The organism is Streptomyces sp. NPDC060000, assembly GCF_042737375.1.
In the GTDB taxonomy this organism is placed as follows: domain Bacteria; phylum Actinomycetota; class Actinomycetes; order Streptomycetales; family Streptomycetaceae; genus Streptomyces.
Genome location: NZ_JBHWUU010000083.1, coordinates 1 through 22,929, shown reverse-complemented (window position 1 = coordinate 22,929; position 22,929 = coordinate 1). Strand labels below are relative to the sequence as shown.

Genomic DNA, 22,929 nt, shown 5'->3' with positions numbered 1-22,929 from the left:
GTCGCATGTCCGCGCACCGGCGAACGGACGTACGGCGTGGGCCTTTTCACGGGCCCACCGGGCTACGGCACCCGGAACGTCTCCCCGTACACCTGCCACCGCAGCGGCGGGCGCAGGCCGAGGTTGCCGTCGCGCAGGAAGCGGCGCTGGGTCGTGTCGACGCGGGAGGTGTCGACGCCGGGGTGCCGGATCAGCATGGCCCGGCGGCGGGCGTCGAGGAAGGCGGTCAGGTAGGCGGACTCGCTGCCGCCCTGCGCGGGGGTGCGGGCCTGCCGCATGGCGCGGGAACGGATGCCGTCGAAGCTGGTCGGGCCCACGCCGGGGCCGTGGAAGACCAGGGCGTCGTAGTAGATGAACTGGCCCAGCGCACCCAGCCCGTCGGCCCGCCCCCGGTGGACCGCCGGGTCGAAGTAGACCCGGTCACGCTCGACGTCCTGTGCGGCCCGGAAGGCGGGCACCCTCGACTCCCTCCGCCAGGCGGCCGGGAAGCCGGGGTCCAGACCGGCGTGCGAGGCGGTGCCGTCGACCCGCCGCAGGGCGGGCAGGTAGCGGGCGAGGGCGTTGTCCGGACGGTCGCGTGTGTAGCGCTCGACAAGGGCGAGCAGATCGTGGGTGCCGGTGCAGAAACCGATCAGGCCCGCCGTGTAGCCCTGACCGTCACCGATGTCCTCGACATAGCCGTACGCGCTGCGCCAGTTCAGGGTCCCGTTCTCGGCGCTGGCCACGATCTTCTGGGCCAGTTCCTTCTGGGTCGGGGCGGTGAGGCCGGGCAGGGTCGCCCGGTGGCCGGTGGCCGGCCGGACTTCGGCGGTCGGCTGGGCGAGCGGGACCGGAGTGAGCAGGTACGCCGTCGACGCTACGGCGGCGCAGACCAGGGCGGCGGCACGTTTCATGCCGCACACCCTAGAGCGGGAATGTCGTGTTCCTTGTCATTCCATCCTAATTGGTCGGCGAACGAACAAAAGGGCGGGCGAAGGGCGAGGGGTTGGGAGCTGCTGACGCTGGAGTGCGTTCAAGAGCGTTCCGGTGAGCGGGAGTGGTGGAGGACCTGGACTTCACCACCGAGAAGACCCGGGAGAAACACGGCCGCAGGAAACGCTTCCGTCAGCTGGTCCAGGCCAGACCAGATGTTCCTGGGCGTGAGGAAACCCGCCCCCGCATCCCCGGACCACGGACACGACCCGTGCCGCCCGGACGCGGAGCGAACGCGGGCAACCAGAACGCCCAGCACCGACCGGGGTGTTCGGCCGAGCACGAGACCTGGCAACGGGACTCACTCCCGCTCAGTCCCCAGGAACGGTGTGGGAGGCTGTGCGCCATGGTCGCGATCAGTCTCACCAAGGTCCAGGAGACCGCACCCGCGCTGGTCAACCTCTACAAGAGCGCCGGGGTTTCCCTCACCAAGCACGGTCTCGACGGGCAACGGGCCGCCGTCTACCTCGTCGTCGACTACTCGGGGTCGATGAAACCGTACTACCAGGACGGCAGCGTGCAGGCGCTCGCCGACCGGGTGCTGGGGCTGTCCGCGCACCTCGACGACGACGGCCGGGTGCCGGTCGTCTTCTTCTCCACCGACGTGGACACCATCACCGACATCGCGCTCGCCGACCATCAGGGGCGGGTGGACCGGATCGTGGCCGGGCTCGGGCACATGGGCAGGACCAGCTACCACCTCGCCATGGACGCCGTCATCGACCACTATCTCGACAGCGGGTCGAAGGACCCCGCGCTCGTCGTCTTCCAGACCGACGGCGGCCCGATCAACAAGCTCGCCGCGGAACGCTACTTGTGCAAGGCCTCCAAACTGCCCCTGTTCTGGCAGTTCATCGGCTTCGGCGACCGGGGCAGCAAGCAGTTCGACTTCCTGCGCAAGCTCGACGAACTGCCCGTACCGGCGAAGCGGACGGTCGACAACGCCGGTTTCTTCCACGCCGGTTCGGATCCGCGGAAGGTCTCCGACGCCGAGCTGTACGACCGGCTGATCGGGGAGTTCCCGACATGGCTGGGGGCGGCCAGGGCGCAGGGGATCATCCGGTGACCGTTCTGCTGCCCGCCGCCGGGCGTGTGGCCATGGCCTGGAAGAACGGCGGCGGGGTGACCCGTGAGATCGCCTGCTCCCCGGCGGGCGCGGGCATGGCCGCCTTCACCTGGCGGGTCAGTCTCGCCGAGGTCGCCGCGGACGGCCCGTTCTCCGCCTTCCCCGAAGTGGAGCGGACCCTGACGCTGGTCGCGGGCGCGGGGATGGAGCTGACCGTGGGAGGGCGGCGACGGCTCGTCGACGCGCGGCACGTGCCCCAGGACCTCCCCGGCGACGAACCCACCGACTGCCGGCTGCTGGACGGACCCGTCGTCAACCTCAACGTGATGTGGCGCAGGGGCACTTCGGCCCCCACCGTCGCGGTCGTACGCGGTCGGCTCGGCCTGCGGGCGGCGCACGCCCTCATCGTCGCCCTCGGCGAGGGCGGGTCCGCCGACGTCGACGGGGTGCGGCTCGCCCGCCACGACGCCCTCCTGCTGACCGGGGAGGACGCGACTCTGCACGCGCACGGCCCGACGGCGATCATCGGCCTCACCCCGTGACGGCGGCCCCGCAGCCCCGTGAGCCGCTCGAACTGCCGCCGCCGGTCCCGCGCGCCGGCCCGCAGGACTCCCGGGCGTCGCACGCGCGGGTTGTCCGCACCGTTGGCTCAGCCGGTCCGGCGTGACACCCTGAGGAAGTTGATCCGAGGGGGAGGCGACAAGGTATGGCTGACGGCGCGCGATCGGTGAACGAGGGCGCGGACGGCGGGAGTTCGAGTTCGAGGGGCGAGCCCGGGAAGGGCGAGAAAATCGCCGACTGGGCCGACGGGCGACTGGGGCTGTACGCACTGGCGAAGGCCAACCTGCGCAAGGTCTTCCCGGACCACTGGTCCTTCATGCTGGGCGAGATCTGCCTCTACTCCTTCCTGATCCTCCTCCTCACGGGCGTCTACCTCACGCTCTTCTTCGAGCCGAGCAGTGCGGAGGTCGTCTACAACGGCTCGTACGTCCCGCTCGACGGCGTCACGATGACGAGGGCGTACGAGTCGACGCTCGACATCAGCTTCGACGTGCGCGGCGGGCTGCTGATCCGGCAGATCCACCACTGGGCGGCCCTGGTCTTCGTCACGGGCATGCTCGTGCACATGATGCGGGTGTTCTTCACCGGTGCGTTCCGCAAGCCGCGCGAGATCAACTGGCTGTTCGGCTGGCTGCTGCTGTTCCTCGGCATCCTCACCGGGTTGACCGGCTACTCGCTCCCCGACGACCTGCTCTCCGGCACCGGCGTCCGGTTCGCCGACGGCGCGATCCTGTCCATCCCGATCGTGGGGACGTACATATCGTTCTTCCTCTTCGGCGGGGAGTTCCCGGGGCACGACATCATCGCGCGGTTCTTCCCGATCCACGTGCTGCTGCTGCCCGGGATCATGCTGGGTCTCGTCGTCGCCCACCTCATCCTGGTGTTCTTCCACAAACACACGCAGTACCCCGGGCCCGGCCGCGACCAGAAGTCGGTCGTCGGCATGCCCTTCATGCCCGTCTACATGGCGAAGGCGGGCGGGTTCTTCTTCCTGGTCTTCGGCGTGCTGGCGGTCATGGGCGGGATCGCGAGCATCAACCCGGTGTGGGCGTTCGGGCCGTACCGCCCCGACCTGGTGACGACGGGCGCGCAGCCGGACTGGTACCTCGGCTTCTCCGAGGGGCTGATCCGGGTGATGCCGGGGTGGGAGATCAACGTCTGGGGCCACACCCTGGTGCCGGGCGTGCTCATCCCCTTCTCGCTCTTCCCGTTGATCCTGCTCGCCATCGGTGTCTATCCGTTCGTTGAGGCGTGGATCACCGGTGACAAGAGGGAGCACCACATCCTCGACCGGCCGCGCAACGCGCCCGTGCGCACCGGCCTCGGGGTGGCCTGGCTGGCCCTGTACGTGGTGCTGCTGATCGGCGGCGGCAACGACATCGTGGCCACACATCTGCATCTGTCCATCAACGCGATCACCTGGTTCGTGCGGATCTCCGTGTTCGTCGCCCCGGTCGTCGCCTACACGGTCACCAAGCGGATCTGCCTGGGCCTGCAGCTCCGGGACCGGGACAAGGTGCTGCACGGCCGTGAGACCGGGACCATCAAGCGCCTCCCGCACGGCGAGTACGTCGAGATCCACGAACCCCTGGACCGGGCGCAGCTGTTCACCCTCACCCAGCACGAGCAGAGACCGCCGTACGAGATCGGGCCGCTCGTCGACCACAACGGCGTGCGGCGGCAGGTCAGGGTGTCCCAGCGGGTACGGGCGCGGCTGGCGCGCGCGATGTTCGGGGCGGACAGTCACATCCCGAAGCCGACGCCGGAGGAGCACCGCGAGCTGACCGGCGGCCCCGGCCACTGACATCGGCTCTCGGCGCCTGTCTTCCCGCCTGTCGGCCTGCTTGCCCGGCGGCCTGTCTGCCCGCCGGTCGGGTCAGTCCCTGGGCGGCCAGTTGCGGAGCAGGACGTCGAGGGCGTCGAGGATGCGGGTCCAGGTCTCCTGGGTGTCGGGGGCGCTGTGGCTGAATCCGCCGCCGAGCTCCAGGCTGACGTAGCCGTGGAAGACGCTGCCCAGGAGCCGGACGGCGTGGGTCTGGTCCGGTTCGGTGAGGTCGTAGCCGCGCAGGATCGCCCGGGTCATGCCGGCGTGCCGCGGGCCGGCGCTCGCGGCCGCCGCCTCGGGGGAGAGCCGCAGCTGGGCCGCGGCGTAGCGGCCGGGGTGTGCGCGGGCGTAGTCGCGGTAGACGTCGGCCAGGGCGGTCAGGGCGTCCTTGCCGGCCCGCCCGGCCAGCGCGAGGTCGCCCCGGTCGGCGAGTTCCTCCAGGGCGAGCAGCGCGATGCGGGTCCGCAGGTCGTCGGAGTTCCTCACGTGCGAGTACAGGCTCGCGACCTTGACGTCGAAGCGCCGGGCGAGCGCCGAGACGGTCACGCCGTCGAAGCCGACCTCGTCGGCCAGCTCCGCGCCCGCCCGGACCAGACGATCCGTGCTCAGCCCCACACGCCCCATGGTCATCCTCTCGTCCGGCTCGCTCGACGCGGTTCCCGGGCCTCGCCGCCGATAGCTATTATGCGTTTGCCTAAAACTTTTAGGCAAATTAGCCTGCGTTATATGAAGCCGCTGACCGAGCAAGAGATCCGTGCTGCCTTCGTGAACTGCTCCAAGGGCGAGGCGAAGCGCCTGTCCGTGCCCCGTGACCTGGCCGACCGTCCCTGGGACGACCTGGACTACCTCGGCTGGCGGGATCCCCAGGCCCCCGACCGGGCCTACCTCGCCGTCGAGCTGGACGGTCGGCCGACGGCCCTCGCCCTGCGCTCCTCCGCCTCCGGCTCCTGGCAGGCCCGCCGCAGCATGTGCAGGATGTGCCTGACCACCCACTCCGGCGGTGTCTCGCTGATGGTCGCGCCGAAGGCGGGCAGGGCCGGCCAGCAGGGCAACTCGGTGGGGGCCTACATCTGCGGCGACCTCGCCTGCTCGCTGTATGTGCGGGGCAAGCGGGACGCGGGCGTGGGGGCCCGGCTGCCCGAGACGATCACCCTGGAGGAGAAGATCGGGCGCACCGTGGCCAACCTCGCCGCGTTCATCGCCAAGGTGACCGGCTGAAGCCGCCGGTGCCGGGGCTGAAGCCGCCGGTGGCGGTGCCGAAGCCGCCCGTGGCGGGGCTGAAGCCGCCCGTGCCGGGGCTGAAGCCGCCGGTGCTGAGCCGCCACGCCGGTGCCGAAGCCGCCGGTGCCGGTGCTGAGCCGCCAAGCCAGGGCTGAAGCCGCCGGTGCCGGGCTGAGTCGCCCGTGCGGGGCCGAAGCCGCCGGTGCTGAGCCGCCAAGCCGGGGCTGAAGCCGCCGGTGCCGGTGCTGAGCCGCCAAGCCAGGGCTGAAGCCGCCGGTGCCGGGCTGAGTCGCCCGTGCGGGCCGAAGCCGCCGGTGCTGAGCCGCCAAGCCAGGGCTGAAGCCGCCGGTGCCGGGCTGAGTCGCCCGTGCGGGGCCGAAGCTGCCGGGGCCGAAGCCGCCGGTGCTGAGCCGCCAAGCCGGGGCTGAAGCCGCCGGTGCCGGGCTGAGTCGCCCGTGCGGGCCGAAGCCGCCGGGGCTGAGCCGCCACGCCGGGGCTGAAGCCGCCCGTGCCGGTGGTGAGCCGCCCGTGCCGGGGCGGTAGTCGCGCCCGGTTGGGCAGGGCCATGGCCCCGCCCGTGCCGGGGTGGAAGTCGCGCCCTGTCGGGCAGGACCTGCGCTCGTACCGGGGCCGAGGCTACGCCCGGCCGCGCAGGACCTCCGCCCGGCAGTCGTCCGGGGTGCCCCAGGCCGTGCGCAGGGCGCGGGCCTTGGTGAGCCAGAGCGACAGGTCGTACTCCGCCGTGTAGCCGATCGCGCCGTGCAGCTGGAGCGCGGTGCGCGCGGTCGAGTACGCGGCCTCGCAGGCGCTCACCTTCGCGGCGGCGACATCCGCCGGGCTCATCGTCACGGCGGCTCCCAGAACCAAGGGGCGGGCGAACTCCAGCGCGATCTTCGCGTCCGCCAGCCGGTGCTTGACCGCCTGGAACGACCCGACGGGGACGCCGAACTGGACGCGCTGCCCGACATACGCCACGGTCCGCTCCAGCAGCGCGAGGCCCACGCCGAGAGCCTGAGCGGCGGTGGTCAGGCGGGCCCAGAGCAGGGCGCGGTCCACGGGCGGGTCCGGGGTGAGGAGCTCGCCGCCCGGCAGCAGGGGGGTGAGCCGGCGGGCCGGGTCGAGGGAGGGACGGACCGGGCCGTGACCGGGGGCGAGGCGGAGGCCGTCGGCGGCCAGCGCCATCCGCAGCGTCGCCGCGTCACCGTCCACGGCGTACGACCCTTCGCGCGCCAGTGTCGCCATCGACCCGCCCGAGGCCAGCGCGGGCAGGAACCGCTTGGCCGGGCCCGGATCGAGCAGCAGGGCCGCCACGGCGACCGTCTCCACCAGCGGGCCCGGCACCGCGTGCCGCCCCAGCTCCACGAAGGCGACGGCCAGCTCGACCGGCCGGGGCCCCAGCCCCTCGTAGGCCTCCGGGACCGCCAGCGCGAACACGCCGGCCTCGGCGATCCGTGACCACAGCGCTCGTCCGCTCGCCCGCTCGCCCCGGCTCCAGTCGCGGACCACCGCGGGGGTGTCGGCCGCGCTCAGCATCGCGGCCAACGACTGTGCGAAGGCCCGCTGTTCGGCGTCCAGGAGGAAGCGCATCGCCGGCGGAGCCGGCCTCGGCGAAGTCATCGACGGCGTCCCCTCGGCAGGCCGAGCAGCTGCTCGGCGACGATGTCACGCTGGATCTCGTTCGTGCCCGCGTAGATCGGCCCGGCGAGCGAGAAGACGTAACCCTCCGCCCAGTCGGTGTCGGCCGTCTCGCCCTCCGCGCCGAGGAGATCCAGCGCCGTCTCGTGCAGCGCGATGTCGTACTCCGACCAGAAGACCTTGTTCAGACTCGACTCCGGGCCGAGCCGCTCCCCGGCCAGGAAACGGGAGGCGGCCGCGTGGGTGAACAACTGGTAGGCGCGGGCGCCGATCAGGGCGTCGGCGACGCGGGCCGCGGCGGCCTCCGGGCTGCCCCGGTCCCGCCAGAGGGCGTGCAGCCGGTCGGCCGAGGCGAGGAAGCGGCCGGGGGAGCGCAGGGTCAGCCCGCGTTCGTTGGCCGCCGTCGACATCGCGATCCGCCAGCCGTCGCCCGGGTCCCCGATCACGTCCTCGTCCGGCACGAACACCTCGTCCAGGAACAGCTCGGCGAACGCCGGCTTCCCGTCCAGCCGGCCGATGGGGCGGACCGTGACACCGGGGGCCCGTAGCCCGAACATGAGGTAGGTGAGCCCCTGATGGGGTTTCGGGGTGTCGGGGTCGGTGCGGAACAGGCCGAAGGCGCGGTCGGCGAAGGCCGCGCGCGAGGACCAGGTCTTCTGCCCGCTCAGCCGCCAGCCACCGGCCACCCGGACCGCCCTGGCGCGCAGCGCGGCCAGGTCCGAGCCGGCCTCGGGCTCCGACCAGGCCTGCGCCCAGACGACCTCACCGGTGGCCATGGCGGGCAGCACCCGGGCCCGCTGGTCCTCCGTGCCGTGGTCGAGCAGGGTGGGGGCGAGGAGGCTCACGCCGTTCTGGTTGACGCGGCCCGGGGCGCCCGCCGCGTAGTACTCCTCCTCGAAGACCAGCCAGCGCGCCAGCCCGCAGTCCCGCCCGCCGAAGCGCGTCGGCCAGTTCACCACCGACCAGCCGTCCGCGGCCAGCTCGGCCTCCCACGCGCGGTGCGCGGCGAAACCCTCGGCGGTCTCCAGGGAGGGCAGCGGCCCGGACGGCAGGTGTGCGTGCAGCCAGGCCCGGGCCTCGGCGCGGAACGCCTCGTCGGCGGGGGAGTGTGCGAGGTCCACGGGCGTCCTCCTCGGGTGCGGGTCCTGCGTGCGAGTCTTCCCTAACAAGTGTTTGGTAGGTTAGCGTGCCGTCATGAAGAACGTCGAGACTCCGCCGTACGTTCCCGGGCACGCGCTGCTCGACGGCCGCACCGCCGTCGTCACCGCCGCGGCCGGCGCGGGCATCGGCGGAGCGACCGCACGTCGCTTCCTGGAGGAGGGCGCGCGCGTGCTGATCAGCGACGCCCACGCGCGGCGGCTCAAGGCCCTGCAGGCGGAACTGGCCGACGAGTTCGGCGGGACATCGGTGGCCGCCCTGCCGTGCGACGTCACCGACGAGAGCCAGGTACGGGCACTGTTCGACACGGCCGTGCGGGAACACGGCCGACTGGACATCGTCGTCAACAACGCGGGCCTCGGCGGGACCTCGCCACTCGTCGACATGACCGACGAGCAGTGGTCACGCGTCCTGGACGTCACCCTGAACGGCACCTTCCGGTGCACCCGGGCCGCGCTGCGGCTGATGCGGGAGACCGGCGGGGGAGTCGTCGTCAACAACGCCTCCGTCGTCGGCTGGCGCGCCCAGGCGGGACAGGCGCACTACGCCGCCGCCAAGGCGGGCGTGATGGCCCTCACCCGGTGCGCGGCGATCGAGGCGGCCGAGTACGGAGTGCGGGTCAACGCCGTCTCACCGAGCCTCGCCATGCATCCGCACCTGGTGAAGGTGACCTCGGCCTCGCTGCTGGAGGAGCTCACCGCCCGCGAGGCCTTCGGGCGGTACGCCGAACCCTGGGAGGTGGCCAACGTGATCGTGTTCCTGGCGTCGGGTTACTCCTCGTACATGACGGGCGAGGTCGTCTCCGTCAGCGGCCAGCACCCCTGACGACCGGAGCAGACCACAATGTGTTCGTGCCGACCAAGAAGAAGCCCCAGGTGACCGCGGCGCCCGCGCGTCGCCGCGAACTCCTCGACACCGCCGCCGAGGTCTTCGCCGAGCAGGGCTACAACGCCACCACCGTCCGTAAGATCGCCGACCACGCGGGCATGCTCGCGGGCAGCCTCTACTACCACTTCGACTCCAAGGAATCGATGCTGGAGGAGATCCTGCGGTCCTTCCTCGACGAACTCTGGGACGGCTACGACACCGTCCTGGGCGCCGAACTCGGACCCCGGGAGACGCTCGCGGCCCTGGTCACGGAGTCCTTCCGGGAGATCGACCGGCACCGCGCCGCCGTCGCGATCTACCAGAAGGAGAGCAAACAGCTCGTGGCGCAGGAACGGTTCGCGTTCCTCGCCGCCTCGCAGCGCAGATTCGAGAAGGCATGGCTGTCCACGCTGGAGCGCGGGGTCGCGGCCGAGGTGTTCCGGGCCGACCTCGACGTACGCCTGACCTACCGGTTCGTGCGCGACACCGTGTGGGTCGCCGCGTCCTGGTACCGGCCCGGCGGACAGCACAGCCCCGAGGAGATCGCCCGCCAGTACCTGTCGATGGTGCTGGACGGGATCGCCGTACGTGAATAGCCCTTTCCTGTGAGGGAGTTGCCATGGCCGAGGCCTACATCGTCGAAGCGGTCCGTACGCCCGTGGGGCGGCGCGGAGGAGGTCTGTCCGGGGTGCACCCGGCGGACCTCGGGGCGCATGTCCTGAAGGAACTGGTCGCACGCTCGGGCATCGACCCGGCGGCCGTCGAGGACGTCGTCTTCGGCTGCCTGGACGCGGTCGGACCGCAGGCCGGGGACATCGCGCGGACCTGCTGGCTGGCCGCCGGACTGCCGGAGGAGGTGCCGGGCGTGACCGTGGACCGGCAGTGCGGCTCCTCGCAGCAGGCCGTGCACTTCGCCGCCCAGGGCGTGCTGTCCGGGACGCAGGACCTCGTGGTCGCGGGCGGCGTACAGAACATGTCGCAGATCCCGATCGCCTACGCCACCCGGCAGGCCGCCGAGCCGCTCGGCTTCACCCAGGGCCCCTTCGCGGGCAGCGAGGGCTGGCGCGGCCGGTACGGGAACCGGCCGGTGAACCAGTTCGCCGGCGCCGAGATGATCGCCGCCAAGTGGGGCATCACCCGGCAGGACCAGGAGGAGTTCGCCCTGCGCTCGCACCGGCGGGCGGTGCGAGCGATCGACGAGGGCCGCTTCGCCCGCGAGACGGTCGCCCACGGGGAGGTCACCGCCGACGAAGGCCCACGCCGGGACACCTCCCTGGAGAAGATGGCCGCGCTGAAGCCCGTCATCGGCGGCGGGACCGTCACCGCCGCCTGCTCCTCGCAGGTCTCCGACGGCGCGGCGGCCCTGCTGCTGGCCTCGGAACGAGCGGTGCGCGAGCACGGCCTGACCCCACGCGCACGCGTGCACCACCTCTCCGTCCGCGGCGAGGACCCGATCCGCATGCTGACGGCCCCGATCCCGGCCACCGCGCACGCCCTGAAGAAGACCGGGCTGTCCATCCACGACATCGACCTCGTCGAGATCAACGAGGCGTTCGCGCCCGTCGTCCTGGCCTGGCTGAAGGAGACCGGCGCGGACCCGGAGAAGGTCAACGCCAACGGCGGCGCGATCGCCCTCGGTCACCCGCTCGGCGCCACCGGCGCCAAGCTGATGACCACCCTGCTGCACGAACTGGAGCGCACCGGCGGCCGGTTCGGACTGCAGACCATGTGCGAGGGCGGCGGCCAGGCCAACGTGACGGTCATCGAGCGGCTGTGACGACCACGCGGGCGCCGGTCGTCGGGCGGCTGTGACCACCACGCGGGCGCCGGTCGTCGGGCGGTTGTGACGACCACGCCGGCGCCGGTCATCGAGTGGCTCTCAGACGGTCCCTGACCTCGTCCGCCTCCTCCATGATCCGTTCCACCAGCTCCGCGCACGACGGCAGGTCGTCGATCACCCCGGCGACCTGCCCGGAGGCCATCACCCCACCGTCCGTACGCCCCTCCACCATCGCGGACCTGAGCAGCATCGGCGTGTTCGCGGCGAGCAGCACCTGACTCCAGGTGAGGTCCTTGCCGTGGCGCAGCGCCAGGCCGTCGCGGACCATCTCCCGCCAGGTGAGGCCGGACAGCCTCCGGAACCCGGCCGCGTGACGCACCGCCCGCACCAGGGCCCCGACCCGGCCGGCGTCCTCCAGGGCGTCGACCAGCCCGGTGCGCAGCATGCGGTGCGGAAGGCCGTCCACCGCCCGGGTGACGATGACGTCCCGGACCGTCGCCGCCAGATACCGCGCCTTCACCGCGTCCGGGACCGGCGAGTCCGAGGTGAGCAGGAACCGGGTACCCATCGCGACGCCCGCCGCCCCGTACGCCAGCGCCGCCACCAGCCCCCGCCCGTCGAAGAAGCCACCCGCCGCCACGACCGGGATGTCCACGGCGTCCACCACCTGCGGCAGCAGCACCGTCGTCGCCACCTCGCCGGTGTGGCCGCCGCCCTCGCCGCCCTGCACGATCACCGCGTCCGCCCCCCACGCGGCGACCTTCTCGGCATGCCGGCGGGCCCCGATCGACGGGACGACGACGACCCCCGCCTCCTTGAGCGCGACGATGAGCTCCGGGGAGGGCGCGAGCGCGAAGGACGCCACCCGCACCCCCTCGTCGAGGATGATCCGCACCCGGTCACCGGCGTCCGTCGCGTCGGCCCGCAGATTGACCCCGAACGGCTCCGGTGTCCGCGACCTCACCTCGCGCACCGCCGCCCGCAACTGGTCGAGGGTCATGGTCGCGGACGCCAGGACGCCCAGCGCCCCCGCGTTCGCCGCCGCCGACACCAGACGCGGGCCCGCCACCCATCCCATCCCGGTCTGCACGATCGGGTGACGGACCCCGACCAGCCGGGTGAACGCCGTCTCCATCAGAGCGCGACCTCCCGGGCCCGGCTGCCCTGCGGGTCGATCACCTCACGGATCAGACGCAGTTCACCGGCGGTCGGTTCACGGGTGCGCGGCACCTTGTCCGGCACCACGAGATCGAACCCCGTCGCCTCCCGGACCTGCTCGGCACTCACCCCGGGATGCAGCGACGCCAGCCGCATCGAGTGGTCGGGCGTGGCGAAGTCGAAGACACCGAGGTCGGAGACGACCCGCGGGATGCGGTGGTGGCGCGCGCCGGCCGCACGGTCGTACCCGACCCCGCACACCATGTCGACCCGCTCGACGAACACCCGCCGCGAATGCCTCGGAATCCAGTAACTCGTCGGGTTGTTCAACGTGTTGACCGGTGCCCCCCGCACCCCGAGCAGCTGCCGCACGGGCTTCGCCCAGTCGCCGATGCACGAGATGTTCTGGTTGCCGAACCGGTCGATCTGGCTCGCGCCCATCATCACGTGCCGCCGGCCCCCGGTGACCAGCGCCAGGTGCTGCCGGTACGGCAGCCAGCCCTCGACCGTGCCGTCCAGGCCGACGAGCAGGGCCTCGCCGTCGGTCAGCAACAGGTCCGGCGCGAAGGTGTGCCGGGCCAGGCGGGCGCCCACGGAGGGGATGACACCCATGGGGCTGGCCAGGATCTCGCCCGCGCCGCGCCACGCCTCGGCGCAGGCGATCACGCAGTACTCGGCGCGCGTCACCTCACTCGTCACCTCGCGCGTCACCTCGCTCACGCCTCCTCCCCGGCCGCCGCCCGGTACGCCCGCTCGTCCCCGACGAGGAACCGCGCCGCGAACTCCGGCCAGGGCGTCGTGGCGTACCGTTTCTGGAACGCCTCGTCCCGGCCGTACTCGGGGGCACAGGACGTGAAGTGCGCCCCGTTCGGCGCCTCGACCACGCCCGTCACCGTGTGCCGTTTGACCAGCAGCGACTGCGGCGGCGCCTCCTTCGTCAACTCGGCCGTGTCGACGATCCGTTCACAGCTGACGTACGCCTCGTCCGCCGCCTCGCAGAACAGGTCGTCGAAGTACGGATCCGGGCCCAGGTACTGCCCGTTGCCCAGCCGGTCGGCACGGTTGACGTGCACCAGGGCCGCGTCCAGCCGCAGCGCGGGCATGGCCACGAACGTCTCCTGGTCCTCGTACGGCGAAGTCACCGTCCGCAGCCCGGGGTTGACCCGCATCACGTCCGATCCGACGCCCGCCCGCACGGGCAGGAAGGGCAGCCGGTTCGCGGCGGCGTGCAGACCCCACATGAACATCGCCTCGTCGATCTCCGTCAGTTCGAAGGCCCCGCGCTCGCGAGCCGCGCGGTAGTGCGGCTCGAGGGGAATCGAGTCGAGGGTGACGAAGGCGGCGACCAGCTTCCGGATCCGGCCGGCCGCGGCGAGCATCCCGACGTCAGGGCCGCCGTACGACACTACGGTGAGGTCGGTGATCTCCGACCGGAGCAGCGCTCTGACCAGCGCCATCGGCTTGCGGCGTGAGCCCCAGCCGCCGATCCCGAGGGTCATGCCGCTGCGCAGCCGGGACACGACCTCCTCGGCGCTCATCGTCTTGTCACTCATCCGAGCCCCTCTCCTTCCCTTCCTTGCCGAAGGTGTCGCGGACCCGGCCGGCCACCCCGCCGACACTCGCCTCGTAGGTGAAGCCCTGCTCGAAGCGGTAGCTGCGGCGCACGTCGACCGGGTCGATGCCGTTGATGGCCGCCTTGGCCAGACGCAGCAGCTCACCGTCCTTCGCGGCGATCTCCCCGGCCAGCGCCAGGGCCGCCGCGCGCAGTCCGCCCTGCGGCACCACCCGCCACACCGAGCCGTGCGTGTGCAGTTCGGCCGCCGTGACGGTGCGCGAGGTGTAGTACAGGGCGCGCAGCAGGTGCTGGGGGACCAGCCGGGCCAGATGCGTGGCCGCGCCCAGGGCGCCCCGGTCCAGCTCGGGCAGCCCGAACACGGCGTCCTCGCTCGCCACGATCACGTCCGCGTTCCCCACCAGGCCGATGCCGCCGCCCAGACAGAAGCCCTGCACCGCGGCCACCACGGGGACCTCGCACTCGTACACCGCCGCGAAGGCCTCGAAACAGCCGCGGTTGGCGCCGACGAGCGCGCTCGCTCCCTGCGCCTGGATCTCCTTGATGTCCACGCCCGCGTTGAACCCGCGCCCCTCGGCGGCCAGCACCACACACCGGGTGCCCGGATCGCGGCCGGCCGTGCGCAGGGCGTCGGCGAGGGCGAACCAGCCGCTCACCGGCAGCGCGTTCACCGGCGGGAAGTCGACCGTGACGAGCGCGATTCCCTTTTCCGGCCCCTTTTCCGGGGACGAGGTGGAGACACCCATGGAAGCATCAGCTACCTTTCCACCAAACGTTTGTTAGGTGGAAGGTAGCAGCGAATGGAGCTGGACGGGAAGGTCGCCGTCGTCACCGGCGGCACCCGCGGAGTGGGCGCCGGCATCGCGCGCTCCCTCGCGCACGCGGGCGCCCACGTCGTGGTCTGCGCCCGCCGGCCGCCGGAAGAGCCGGTCGGCGAAGCCGAGTTCGTACCGCTGGACGTGCGGGACGCCGACGCCGTACGGCGCTTCTTCGCCGGACTGCCCCGGCTCGACATCCTCGTCAACAACGCGGGCGGCACTCCCTACCGCCCCCTCGCGCAGGCCGACGCCGAACGGCACACGCGCGTGATCGAACTCAACCTCCTCGCACCGCTGACCGTGTCCCTCGCCGCATACGACCACCTCGAGCGCGCGAGCGGCTCGATCGTGATGATCGGCAGCGTCAGCGGCGGCCGCCCCTCGCCCGGCTCGGCCGCCTACGGCGCGGCCAAGGCGGGCCTGGAGAACCTCGCGCGGTCCATGGCCGTCGAATGGGCGCCGCGGGTGCGCGTGAACACCCTGGTCGTCGGCATGGTCCGCACCGAGCTGACCCACCTCCACTACGGCGGCGAGGACGGCGTCGAGGCCGTCGCCCGCACCGTCCCGCTCGGCCGCCTCGCCCTCCCCTCCGACGTGGGCGAGGCGGCCGTCTTCCTCGCCTCCGACGCGGCCCGCTACATCAGCGGGGCGAGCCTGCTCCTGCACGGCGGCGGCGAGCGGCCCGCCTTCCTCGACGCCGCAACCGCCGACAAGGAGAAGTGAGATGAGGAGACACGAGATGAGCGGTATCTGCGACCGGCGGGTCGTCGTCGTCACCGGCGCGGGACGCGGACTCGGACGAGCCCACGCACTCGCGTTCGCCGCCGAGGGCGCCCGTGTCGTCGTCAACGACCTCGGTGTCGGCCTCGACGGCACGCCCGGCCCCGACAGCCCGGCCGGCCGCACCGTGGACGAGATCCGTGCGGCGGGCGGCGAGGCGGTCGCGCACGCCGGGGACATCGCCAGCTCCGAAGGCGCCGCATCCCTCGTCCGCACCGCGCTGGAGACCTACGGCCGGCTCGACACCCTCGTCAACAACGCCGGCTTCCTGCGCGACCGCATGCTCGTCAACCTCGGCGAGGACGACTGGGACACCGTCCTGCGCGTCCACCTCAAAGGCCACTTCCTCACCCTCAAGCACGCCGCCGCACACTGGCGCGCCGAGACCAAGGCGGGCCGCCCGCCCGTCGCCCGCGTCGTCAACACCAGCAGCGGCGCGGGACTCCTCGGCTCCGTCGGACAGGGCAACTACAGCGCCGCGAAGGCCGGGATCGTCGCCCTGACACTCGTCGCCGCCGCCGAACTCGCCCGCTACGGCGTCCAGGCCAACGCGATCGCCCCCGCCGCCCGCACCCGCATGACCGAGCACACCTTCGCCGCGACCATGGCCGCCCCCGAGGACGGCTTCGACGCGATGGCCCCCGGCAACGTCTCCCCACTGGTCGTCTGGCTCGGCTCCGCCGCGAGCGAGGGCGTCACCGGGCGCGTCTTCGAGGCGGAAGGCGGCCGGATCACCGTCATGGAGGGCTGGCGACCGGGCCCCACCCTGGACAAAGCGGCCCGCTGGAGCGCCGGAGAGGCGGGCGAGGCCGTGCGGAAGCTGCTGACGGAGGCGGCGGCGCCCGGGGCGGTCTACGGGGCCTGAGTCACCAGGACCCGTCCTGGGTGAGCCGGACGGTCGCCCCCCGCTGCGCCTCGGTCATGACCGTGAGAAACCGGTTCACGGTCTCCAGTTCCTGCGTGCCGAACTCCTCGCAGGCCGCCACGATGTCCCGCGCCCAGTCCTCGAAGAACACGGCCAGCTCGGCGAGTTTCGCCTCGTTCAGCTCGACGAGTACGCGCCGCTTGTCCGTGGGGTGCTTGACCCGGCGGACGAAACCCTTGGCCTCCAGCCGGTCGACCAGGCCGGTGATCGAGGCCGGGGCGAGGCCGGTCAGCTCCGCCAGGTCCTTCGCCGTGAGCGGGCCCTGCCGCTGGAGGAAGTCGAGCGTCTTCTCCTCGGTGGCGTTCAGTCCCTGCTTGGCGGCGATCGCCGAATGGAACATCACGGTGACGGCGCTGTGCTGCCGGCCCACGGTCATGAGGCGGTCCAGGGCCGCGGCCCGCCGGGTGTCTGCCTCTGTCATGCACCCAGGCTAACAAATATTTCGTTCGCTCGAACTAACTACTTGCGCTCCGCGGCGGGCGGATGCAAGTCTTTCGTTAGGCCGAACGAAATAAATCTCGGCGTATCCGGCCCGGCCCCATCCGGCCCCTCCTCCGCGCCTTCCTCCACGTCCCGACAGGAGACACCCATGTCCGCCACCCCACCCCCGCCCCCGCCCTCGCACACCGGCAAGGACCCCCACCCACGCCGATGGGCCGCCGCCGTCGTGATGATGATCGCGGCACTGATGGACCTGCTCGACGCCACCATCGTCAACGTCGCGATCCCCTCCATCGGCCGCGACCTGCACGCCTCCAGCAGCGAACTCCAGTGGACGGTATCCGCCTACCTGCTCGGCTTCGCCGCCGCCCTGATCGTCTCCGGACACCTCGGCGACCGCCTCGGCCGCCGCACACTCTTCCTCGCCGGCACCGCCGGATTCGGGCTGGCCGGCCTCGCCTGCGGGCTCGCCCAGTCGCCCGGCCAGCTCATCGCGGCCCGCGCCGTACAGGGCATCCTGGCGGCGGTACTGGTACCCCAGGTGATCGGCTCCTTCCGCACCCTCTTCCAAGGCAGGGAGCGCGGCGCGGCCTTCGGGATGTACGGCGCCGTCGCCGGGTTCGCCTCGGCGATCGGACTGCTGCTCGGCGGAGTCCTCACCGACGCCGACCTGTTCGGCTGGGGCTGGCGGTCGGTGTTCCTGGTGAACGTGCCGGTGGCCGCGGCGACCCTCGTCGCCGGGGCACTCCTGGTGCCCGCCACCAAGGAGCGGTCCGCCGGACGCCCCGACGTGATCGGCAGCCTCGTTCTGGCCGGCGCTCTCGTGGCGATCGTGCTGCCCCTCGTGCAGGGCCGGGAGAGCGGCTGGCCACTGTGGGGCTGGGCCTGCCTGGCCACCGGACTGCTCTCGGTCGCCGCACTCGCGGTGTTCGAGGCGCGCCGGCACGGCGAAGGCACGGTCCCGCTGCTCCCGGCCCGGGCGTTCCGGCTCCCCGCGTTCTCCGTCGGCGTCCTCGTCCAGCTCCTCTTCTCCGTCGGGATGCAGGGCTTCTTCCTCGTCTTCGCCGTCTGGCTGCAGGCCGGCCAGGGCTACACGCCGATGCAGGCCGGAGTGGTCACCGTCGCCTTCTCGGTCGGCAGCTTCCTCACCGCCCCGGCCGCCGACGCCCTCGCCGTGCGCTACGGCAGGCTCGTCCTCGGCGCCGGAGCCCTGCTGATGGCGGCCGGCTTCGGCTGGGTGTGGGCCGCGATCGGCGACGCCTCCGACACCCACACCGGGGCCTGGCCGCTGGCCCCCGGCCTGACCGTCGCCGGCGCCGGACTCGGCTTCCTGGTCGTGCCCCTGGTCAACGTGGTCCTGTCCGCCGTACCCGCCGACCTCGCCGGCGGCGCGTCCGGCATCTTCTCCACCGCCCAGCAGTTCGGCGGCGCCCTCGGCGCCGCCGTGATCGGCACGGTCTTCTTCGGCCACGCGGACCACGGCCTGACGCCGGCCCTGGGCACGGCCATGCCATGGGTGACCGGCGGGTTCGTCCTGTGCGCCGTCCTGTGCGCGATGCTGCCACGCACAGCGACCTCCGACGCGTCCGAACCCTCCGACGTGTCCGAGCCCTCCGACGTGTCCGAGCCCTCCGTCCGGTCCGAACCCACCGGCGTGTCCGAGCCCTCCGTCCGGTCCGAACCCACCGGCGTGTCCGAGCCCTCCGTCCGGTCCGAACCCGCCGTCCCGTCCGGTCCCTCAGGCCCGTGAAGGGATGCCCGACCCGTCCGGTCCCTCAGCTACGTGAAGGGACCGCCGGCCCGTCCGGTCCCTGAGGCCCGTGAAGGGACCACCGGACGGGCCGGTGGTCCCCTCCGGTACGTGAAAGTCGGCGCGACCTACGTGTCGCACTCCAGCACCGTCCGGCACAACCCGCAGCGCGCCCGGACCCGCCCCCGCACCGGCAGCCTGATCCGCTGATGGCAGGTGGGACAGGGGAACGTCACCCGCAGCGCCCCCGGCGGGTCCGCGACGAAGGCGTACCCGGTGTCCGGGGCCCCCGCCGACCCGTGGTCCCGGGCGTGCCGGCGCTCCCGGGCATAGCGACGACGCCCCGCCCAGCCCGCCGCCGTCAGCGGAGGCTGCCGCTCGTCGTGCCGGGCCCGCTCCATGCCCCGCCCGTACGCCGTGTACGCCTGCGCACTGGTGAACCACACCGAAGGATCCTCACCGAACACCAGCGACCGCTTCGCCAGCACGTAACCGAACTCCTCCGGCGTCAGATACCCCAGCTTCTGCGACGACGCCGCGTCCTCCCGGTACGCGTCGAGGAGCAGCCAGCCGGCCCCCAGATACGTCGTCGCCGTGTCCGTCAGGATCTCGTTGTCCCGCGTGCCAGGGAAGGACAGACCCAGGCGATGCAGATACACGTGCATGATCTCGTGCGCCAGAGCCGCGCCGATATCCCGCCGATGCGTGCGGAACCGGTCGTTCAGTTCCACGAAGTACTCCGGCCCCGCCGTGAGTTCGATGTTCGCCGCATGCTCCATCTCACGGAAGGCGACGATCATCCGCGCCTCCGGCAACCGGTAGTGCCGCACCAGCTCACGCGCCACCCGCTGTACACCCAGATGCAGATCGTCGCTGTCGCAGAACGCCACGTCCGCAGGGACCACACTGGCCGCGAACTGGTGGACGGTGTCGTACGACAACCGCCTGTACAACGCCGTGACAGCCGCCCGCACCGTCTCCAGATGCGGGAATCCGTGCTGCACCGGCCCGCCGTTCGCCACGCCCGCACCCCCAAGACGCCGGGAACCCGATTCCACTGTACGGGCACCCCGTAACGCCGGTCCGGACATGCCCTAGGGTGATCGCCCATGACCACCAGCAACACCCCCGGAACCGGTGACGCCGACCTCGCCGTCCGCGAGGAACTCGCCCGGCTGCGCGACAGCATCGACAACATCGACGCGGCCGTCGTCCACATGCTCGCCGAGCGCTTCAAGGCCACCCAGCAGGTCGGCCTCCTCAAGGCCCGCCACCAGCTGCCGCCCGCCGACCAGGCCCGCGAGGCCCGCCAGATCGCCCGGCTGCGCACCCTCGCCGAGAACGCCAAACTCGACCCCGCGTTCGCCGAGAAGTTCCTCAACTTCATCATCGCCGAGGTGATCCGCCACCACGAGCGCATCGCCGAGGACACCGTCAACGGCTCGGCCCCCACCCCCTCGCCGAACTGACCCCACCGCGACCACCCGCCGCACACCGAGCGTGAGCCGGCGGACACGACCCGTCAGCCGGCCCCGCCGCCCGCACCTCCCTCGCACCCCTGCCCCCGGCACTCCGCACCCCCGTACCCACGTACCCCTGCCCCGGTACTCCGCCCGCCTGCCCCGGCACCCCGCACCGCCCCCCTCCGCACCGCGCCGCCGAACTTGAACGGCGCTCCGGCGCCCCGGCGCGAGAAGGGACATAGCGCGCGTACCGATCCGCCCCTGTGCCGGACCAGCGGCATCAGGCAGCATGTCGTTCATGTCCGTACTGACGCGCGACGAAGCGCAGAGCCGTGCCAAGCTCCTCGACGTCCACCGCTACACCATCGAGCTCGACCTGACGACGGGCGACGAGACCTTCGAGTCCAGCACCGTCATCCGGTTCGCCGCGCGCGCCAACCGTGACACCTTCGTCGAGCTCAGGCCCGCGGCACTGCACTCCGTCACCCTCGACGGCGAGCCCCTCGACCCGGAGACCCTGGACGACAACCGGCTCCCCCTCAAGAACCTCACCGCCGGCGACCACGAACTACGCGTCCGGGCGAGCATGCGCTACTCCCGCACCGGCGAGGGCATGCACCGCTTCACCGACCCCACCGACGGCGAGACCTACCTCTACACCCAGCTCTTCATGGAAGACGTCCAACGCGTCTTCGCCGCCTTCGACCAGCCCGACCTCAAATCGGTCTTCGAGCTGACCGTCAAGGCCCCCGAAACCTGGACCGTCCTCGCCAACGGCATCACCGAACACCTCGGCGAAGGCCGCTGGCAGGCCGCCCCCACCCCGCTCATCTCCACCTACCTCGTCGCCGTCGCCGCCGGCCCCTGGCACTCCGTACGCACCGAACACCAGGGACTCCCCTTCGGCCTGCACTGCCGCCGCTCCCTCGCCCCCCACCTGGACGCCGACGCCGACGAACTCCTCGAGATCACCCAGCAGTGCTACGACCGCTACCACGAGAAGTTCGAGGAGCCCTACCCCTTCGACTCCTACGACCAGGCGTTCGTCCCCGAATTCAACGCCGGCGCCATGGAGAACCCCGGCCTCGTCACCTTCCGCGACGAGTTCGTCTACCGCTCCGCCGTCACCGACACCGAACGCCAGACCCGCGCCATGGTCATCGCCCACGAGATGGCCCACATGTGGTTCGGCGACCTCGTCACCCTCCAGTGGTGGGACGACATCTGGCTCAACGAGTCCTTCGCCGAGTACATGGGCTACCAGACCCTCACCGAAGCCACCCGCTACACCGACACCTGGACCGACTTCGGAGTCGTCCGCAAAGCCTGGGGCTACGACGCCGACCAGCGCCCCTCCACCCACCCCGTCGCCCCCGAGAACGTCGACGACACCGCCTCCGCACTCCTCAACTTCGACGGCATCTCCTACGCCAAGGGCGCCTCCGCGCTCCGGCAACTCGTCACCTGGCTCGGCGAGAAGGACTTCCTCGCCGGCATCAACACCCACTTCGCCCGGCACCGGTTCGCCAACGCAACCCTCGCCGACTTCATCGACTCCCTTGCCGCCCACACCGACCGCGACGTCCACGCCTGGGCCGACGCCTGGCTGCGCACCACCGGCGTCGACACCCTCACCCCCACCCTCACCGGCAGCAACGGCGACCACACCCTGACCGTCGGCCACCAGGGCAGCCGCCCGCACCGCGTCGCCGTCGGCCTCTACGACCTCGACCTCGCCGACGAAGGCCGCCTCACCCTGCGCGAACGCCTCGAAGTCGACATCCCGCAGAACACCCCCCAACCCATCGGCAAGCGCCCCGCCCTGCTGCTGCTCAACGACGGCGACCTCACCTACACCAAGGTCCGCTTCGACCCCGCCTCCTTCGAAACCGTCCGCACCCGCCTGTCCGGCCTGCCCGACCCGCTCACCCGCGCCGTCGTCTGGAACGCCCTGCGCGACGCCGTCCGCGACGGCGACCTCGCCCCCGCCGCCTACCTCGAGGCCGCCCGCGCCCACCTCCCCAAGGAAACCGACCTCGCCCTCGTCGAGGGCGTTCTCGCCTTCGCCTCCCGCCAGGTCGCCGACCGCTACGTCACCCCCGAACAGCGCCCCGCCGCCGTCGCCACCCTCTCCGCCCTCTGCCGCGACCTCATCCGCCGCACCGAGGACGGCGACCACCCCGGCCTGCGCCTCATCGCCGTACGCCACCTCATCGCCGTCGCCGCCCACCCCGACACCATCGCCGCCTGGCTCGCCGACGGCACCGTCCCCGGCGGCCCCGAACTCGACCCCGACCTGCGCTGGCGCGTCCTCGCCCGGCTCGCCGTCCTCGGCGCCACGGACGACAACGCCATCGCCGCCGAACTCGACCGCGACCCCTCCGCCACCGGCCGGGAAGGCGCCGCCCGCTGCCGCGCCGCCCTCCCCGACGCGGACGCCAAGGAGCGGGCCTGGGCGGCGATGTTCTCCTCCGACAGCCTCTCCAACTACCTGTTCACCGCCACCGCCCAGGGCTTCTGGCAACCCGAACAGGCCGACCTCCTGGCCCCGTACGTCCCCCGCTTCTACCAGGACGCCGTCGCCGTCGCCGCCCGCCGCGGCCCCGCCATCGCCGACGCCGCGGGCCGCTGGGCCTTCCCCGCCCACGCCGCCGACCCCGACAGCCTCCGCCTGGGCGAGGAGTGCCTCACGGCCGCCGACCCCACCCCGGCCCTGCGCCGCAAACTGGTCGACCAACTCGACGACCTGGCACGGGCATTGCGAGTGAGAAACGCGTAAACGCACCGGCCCCCCCCCGGAGGCCCGCGGAAACCCCCCGGGGGCCCGGGCCCGCTCCGGCCCCCGGGCCCGCTCCGGCCCCCGGGCCCGCTCCGGCCCCCGGGCCCGCTCCGGCCCCCGGGCCCGCTCCGGCCCCCGGGCCCGCTCCGGCCCCCGG

The 22,929-nt window shown here is 72.3% G+C and carries 22 protein-coding genes; 12 read left to right on the top strand and 10 right to left on the bottom strand.

Annotated elements, in window-relative coordinates:
* Positions 1 to 62: 62 nt before the first annotated feature.
* On the bottom strand, positions 63 to 893 hold the full coding sequence (locus ACFWBB_RS34235) for a chitosanase (RefSeq protein ID WP_385280457.1): 831 nt from the start codon (positions 891 to 893) through the stop codon (positions 63 to 65).
* Positions 894 to 1,318: 425 nt separating this feature from the next.
* Here ACFWBB_RS34235 and ACFWBB_RS34230 point away from each other — a divergent pair, with 425 nt between their 5' ends.
* The 3 genes from ACFWBB_RS34230 (at position 1,319) to ACFWBB_RS34220 (ending at position 4,403) form a co-directional block, all read left to right on the top strand.
* Complete coding sequence (locus tag ACFWBB_RS34230; protein ID WP_385280454.1) at positions 1,319 to 2,038, top strand: vWA domain-containing protein; 720 nt, start codon at positions 1,319 to 1,321, stop codon at positions 2,036 to 2,038.
* The gene (locus ACFWBB_RS34225; protein WP_385280452.1) at positions 2,035 to 2,580 is read left to right on the top strand and encodes a HutD family protein; all 546 of its coding nucleotides are present in this window, start codon (positions 2,035 to 2,037) and stop codon (positions 2,578 to 2,580) included. Before ACFWBB_RS34230 ends, ACFWBB_RS34225 begins: the two co-directional genes overlap by 4 nt.
* A 164-nt stretch (positions 2,581 to 2,744) precedes the next feature.
* Positions 2,745 to 4,403, top strand: a complete 1,659-nt coding sequence (locus tag ACFWBB_RS34220) for a cytochrome bc complex cytochrome b subunit (RefSeq protein WP_385280449.1) — start codon at positions 2,745 to 2,747, stop codon at positions 4,401 to 4,403.
* A 72-nt stretch (positions 4,404 to 4,475) separates the two neighbouring features.
* Here the strand turns inward: ACFWBB_RS34220 and ACFWBB_RS34215 are convergent, their stop codons facing one another.
* Positions 4,476 to 5,048, bottom strand: a complete 573-nt coding sequence (locus ACFWBB_RS34215; RefSeq protein WP_385280507.1) for a TetR/AcrR family transcriptional regulator — start codon at positions 5,046 to 5,048, stop codon at positions 4,476 to 4,478.
* A gap of 102 nt (positions 5,049 to 5,150) precedes the next feature.
* Between ACFWBB_RS34215 and ACFWBB_RS34210 the strand changes: the two genes are divergently transcribed.
* Positions 5,151 to 5,642, top strand: coding sequence for an FBP domain-containing protein (locus ACFWBB_RS34210; protein ID WP_385280447.1), 492 nt, complete (start codon positions 5,151 to 5,153; stop codon positions 5,640 to 5,642).
* 639 nt (positions 5,643 to 6,281) lie between these two features.
* Here ACFWBB_RS34210 and ACFWBB_RS34205 read toward each other — a convergent pair.
* Complete coding sequence (locus tag ACFWBB_RS34205; RefSeq protein WP_385280504.1) at positions 6,282 to 7,232, bottom strand: acyl-CoA dehydrogenase family protein; 951 nt, start codon at positions 7,230 to 7,232, stop codon at positions 6,282 to 6,284.
* Between the two features lie 26 nt (positions 7,233 to 7,258).
* On the bottom strand, positions 7,259 to 8,401 hold the full coding sequence (locus tag ACFWBB_RS34200) for an acyl-CoA dehydrogenase family protein (protein ID WP_385280444.1): 1,143 nt from the start codon (positions 8,399 to 8,401) through the stop codon (positions 7,259 to 7,261).
* Positions 8,402 to 8,474: 73 nt separating this feature from the next.
* On the opposite strand from ACFWBB_RS34200, the gene ACFWBB_RS34195 reads away from it, so the two are divergent.
* The 3 genes from ACFWBB_RS34195 to ACFWBB_RS34185 are packed head-to-tail and all read left to right on the top strand — an operon-like array spanning position 8,475 to position 11,082.
* Positions 8,475 to 9,263, top strand: coding sequence for an SDR family oxidoreductase (locus tag ACFWBB_RS34195; RefSeq protein WP_385280441.1), 789 nt, complete (start codon positions 8,475 to 8,477; stop codon positions 9,261 to 9,263).
* 26 nt (positions 9,264 to 9,289) lie between these two features.
* The gene (locus ACFWBB_RS34190; protein WP_385280438.1) at positions 9,290 to 9,901 is read left to right on the top strand and encodes a TetR/AcrR family transcriptional regulator; all 612 of its coding nucleotides are present in this window, start codon (positions 9,290 to 9,292) and stop codon (positions 9,899 to 9,901) included.
* A gap of 23 nt (positions 9,902 to 9,924) precedes the next feature.
* Positions 9,925 to 11,082: an acetyl-CoA C-acetyltransferase gene (locus ACFWBB_RS34185; protein WP_385280435.1), complete on the top strand. Its 1,158-nt coding sequence runs from the start codon at positions 9,925 to 9,927 to the stop codon at positions 11,080 to 11,082.
* Positions 11,083 to 11,170: 88 nt separating this feature from the next.
* Here ACFWBB_RS34185 and ACFWBB_RS34180 read toward each other — a convergent pair whose 3' ends face one another.
* The 4 genes from ACFWBB_RS34180 to ACFWBB_RS34165 are packed head-to-tail and all read right to left on the bottom strand — an operon-like array spanning position 11,171 to position 14,562.
* Complete coding sequence (locus tag ACFWBB_RS34180; RefSeq protein WP_385280432.1) at positions 11,171 to 12,220, bottom strand: NAD(P)H-dependent flavin oxidoreductase; 1,050 nt, start codon at positions 12,218 to 12,220, stop codon at positions 11,171 to 11,173.
* Positions 12,220 to 12,963 (bottom strand): CoA-transferase subunit beta, encoded by a 744-nt coding sequence (locus tag ACFWBB_RS34175; protein WP_385280430.1) that lies wholly within the window; start codon positions 12,961 to 12,963, stop codon positions 12,220 to 12,222. Before ACFWBB_RS34175 ends, ACFWBB_RS34180 begins: the two co-directional genes overlap by 1 nt.
* Positions 12,960 to 13,796 (bottom strand): CoA transferase subunit A, encoded by an 837-nt coding sequence (locus tag ACFWBB_RS34170; RefSeq protein ID WP_385280426.1) that lies wholly within the window; start codon positions 13,794 to 13,796, stop codon positions 12,960 to 12,962. Before ACFWBB_RS34170 ends, ACFWBB_RS34175 begins: the two co-directional genes overlap by 4 nt.
* Positions 13,789 to 14,562 (bottom strand): enoyl-CoA hydratase family protein, encoded by a 774-nt coding sequence (locus ACFWBB_RS34165; RefSeq protein ID WP_385280423.1) that lies wholly within the window; start codon positions 14,560 to 14,562, stop codon positions 13,789 to 13,791. Before ACFWBB_RS34165 ends, ACFWBB_RS34170 begins: the two co-directional genes overlap by 8 nt.
* Before the next feature lie 54 nt (positions 14,563 to 14,616).
* Here ACFWBB_RS34165 and ACFWBB_RS34160 point away from each other — a divergent pair, with 54 nt between their 5' ends.
* Complete coding sequence (locus ACFWBB_RS34160) at positions 14,617 to 15,357, top strand: SDR family oxidoreductase (protein WP_385280420.1); 741 nt, start codon at positions 14,617 to 14,619, stop codon at positions 15,355 to 15,357.
* A 16-nt stretch (positions 15,358 to 15,373) separates the two neighbouring features.
* Positions 15,374 to 16,279 carry an SDR family oxidoreductase gene (locus ACFWBB_RS34155; RefSeq protein ID WP_385280501.1) on the top strand — a complete coding sequence of 302 codons (906 nt, stop codon included), beginning with the start codon at positions 15,374 to 15,376 and terminating at the stop codon, positions 16,277 to 16,279.
* 1 nt (position 16,280) lies between these two features.
* On the opposite strand, the gene ACFWBB_RS34150 is transcribed toward ACFWBB_RS34155, so the two are convergent.
* Positions 16,281 to 16,760, bottom strand: a complete 480-nt coding sequence (locus ACFWBB_RS34150; RefSeq protein ID WP_385280417.1) for a MarR family winged helix-turn-helix transcriptional regulator — start codon at positions 16,758 to 16,760, stop codon at positions 16,281 to 16,283.
* 168 nt (positions 16,761 to 16,928) lie between these two features.
* Here ACFWBB_RS34150 and ACFWBB_RS34145 point away from each other — a divergent pair, with 168 nt between their 5' ends.
* Positions 16,929 to 18,530 carry an MFS transporter gene (locus tag ACFWBB_RS34145; RefSeq protein ID WP_385280414.1) on the top strand — a complete coding sequence of 534 codons (1,602 nt, stop codon included), beginning with the start codon at positions 16,929 to 16,931 and terminating at the stop codon, positions 18,528 to 18,530.
* A gap of 128 nt (positions 18,531 to 18,658) precedes the next feature.
* Here the strand turns inward: ACFWBB_RS34145 and ACFWBB_RS34140 are convergent, their stop codons facing one another.
* The gene (locus tag ACFWBB_RS34140) at positions 18,659 to 19,552 is read right to left on the bottom strand and encodes a hypothetical protein (RefSeq protein WP_385280411.1); all 894 of its coding nucleotides are present in this window, start codon (positions 19,550 to 19,552) and stop codon (positions 18,659 to 18,661) included.
* Between the two features lie 87 nt (positions 19,553 to 19,639).
* On the opposite strand from ACFWBB_RS34140, the gene ACFWBB_RS34135 reads away from it, so the two are divergent.
* Positions 19,640 to 19,999 (top strand): chorismate mutase, encoded by a 360-nt coding sequence (locus tag ACFWBB_RS34135; RefSeq protein ID WP_385280408.1) that lies wholly within the window; start codon positions 19,640 to 19,642, stop codon positions 19,997 to 19,999.
* Positions 20,000 to 20,291: 292 nt separating this feature from the next.
* The gene (gene pepN, locus ACFWBB_RS34130) at positions 20,292 to 22,772 is read left to right on the top strand and encodes an aminopeptidase N (RefSeq protein ID WP_385280405.1); all 2,481 of its coding nucleotides are present in this window, start codon (positions 20,292 to 20,294) and stop codon (positions 22,770 to 22,772) included.
* The last annotated feature ends 157 nt before the right edge of the window (positions 22,773 to 22,929 follow it).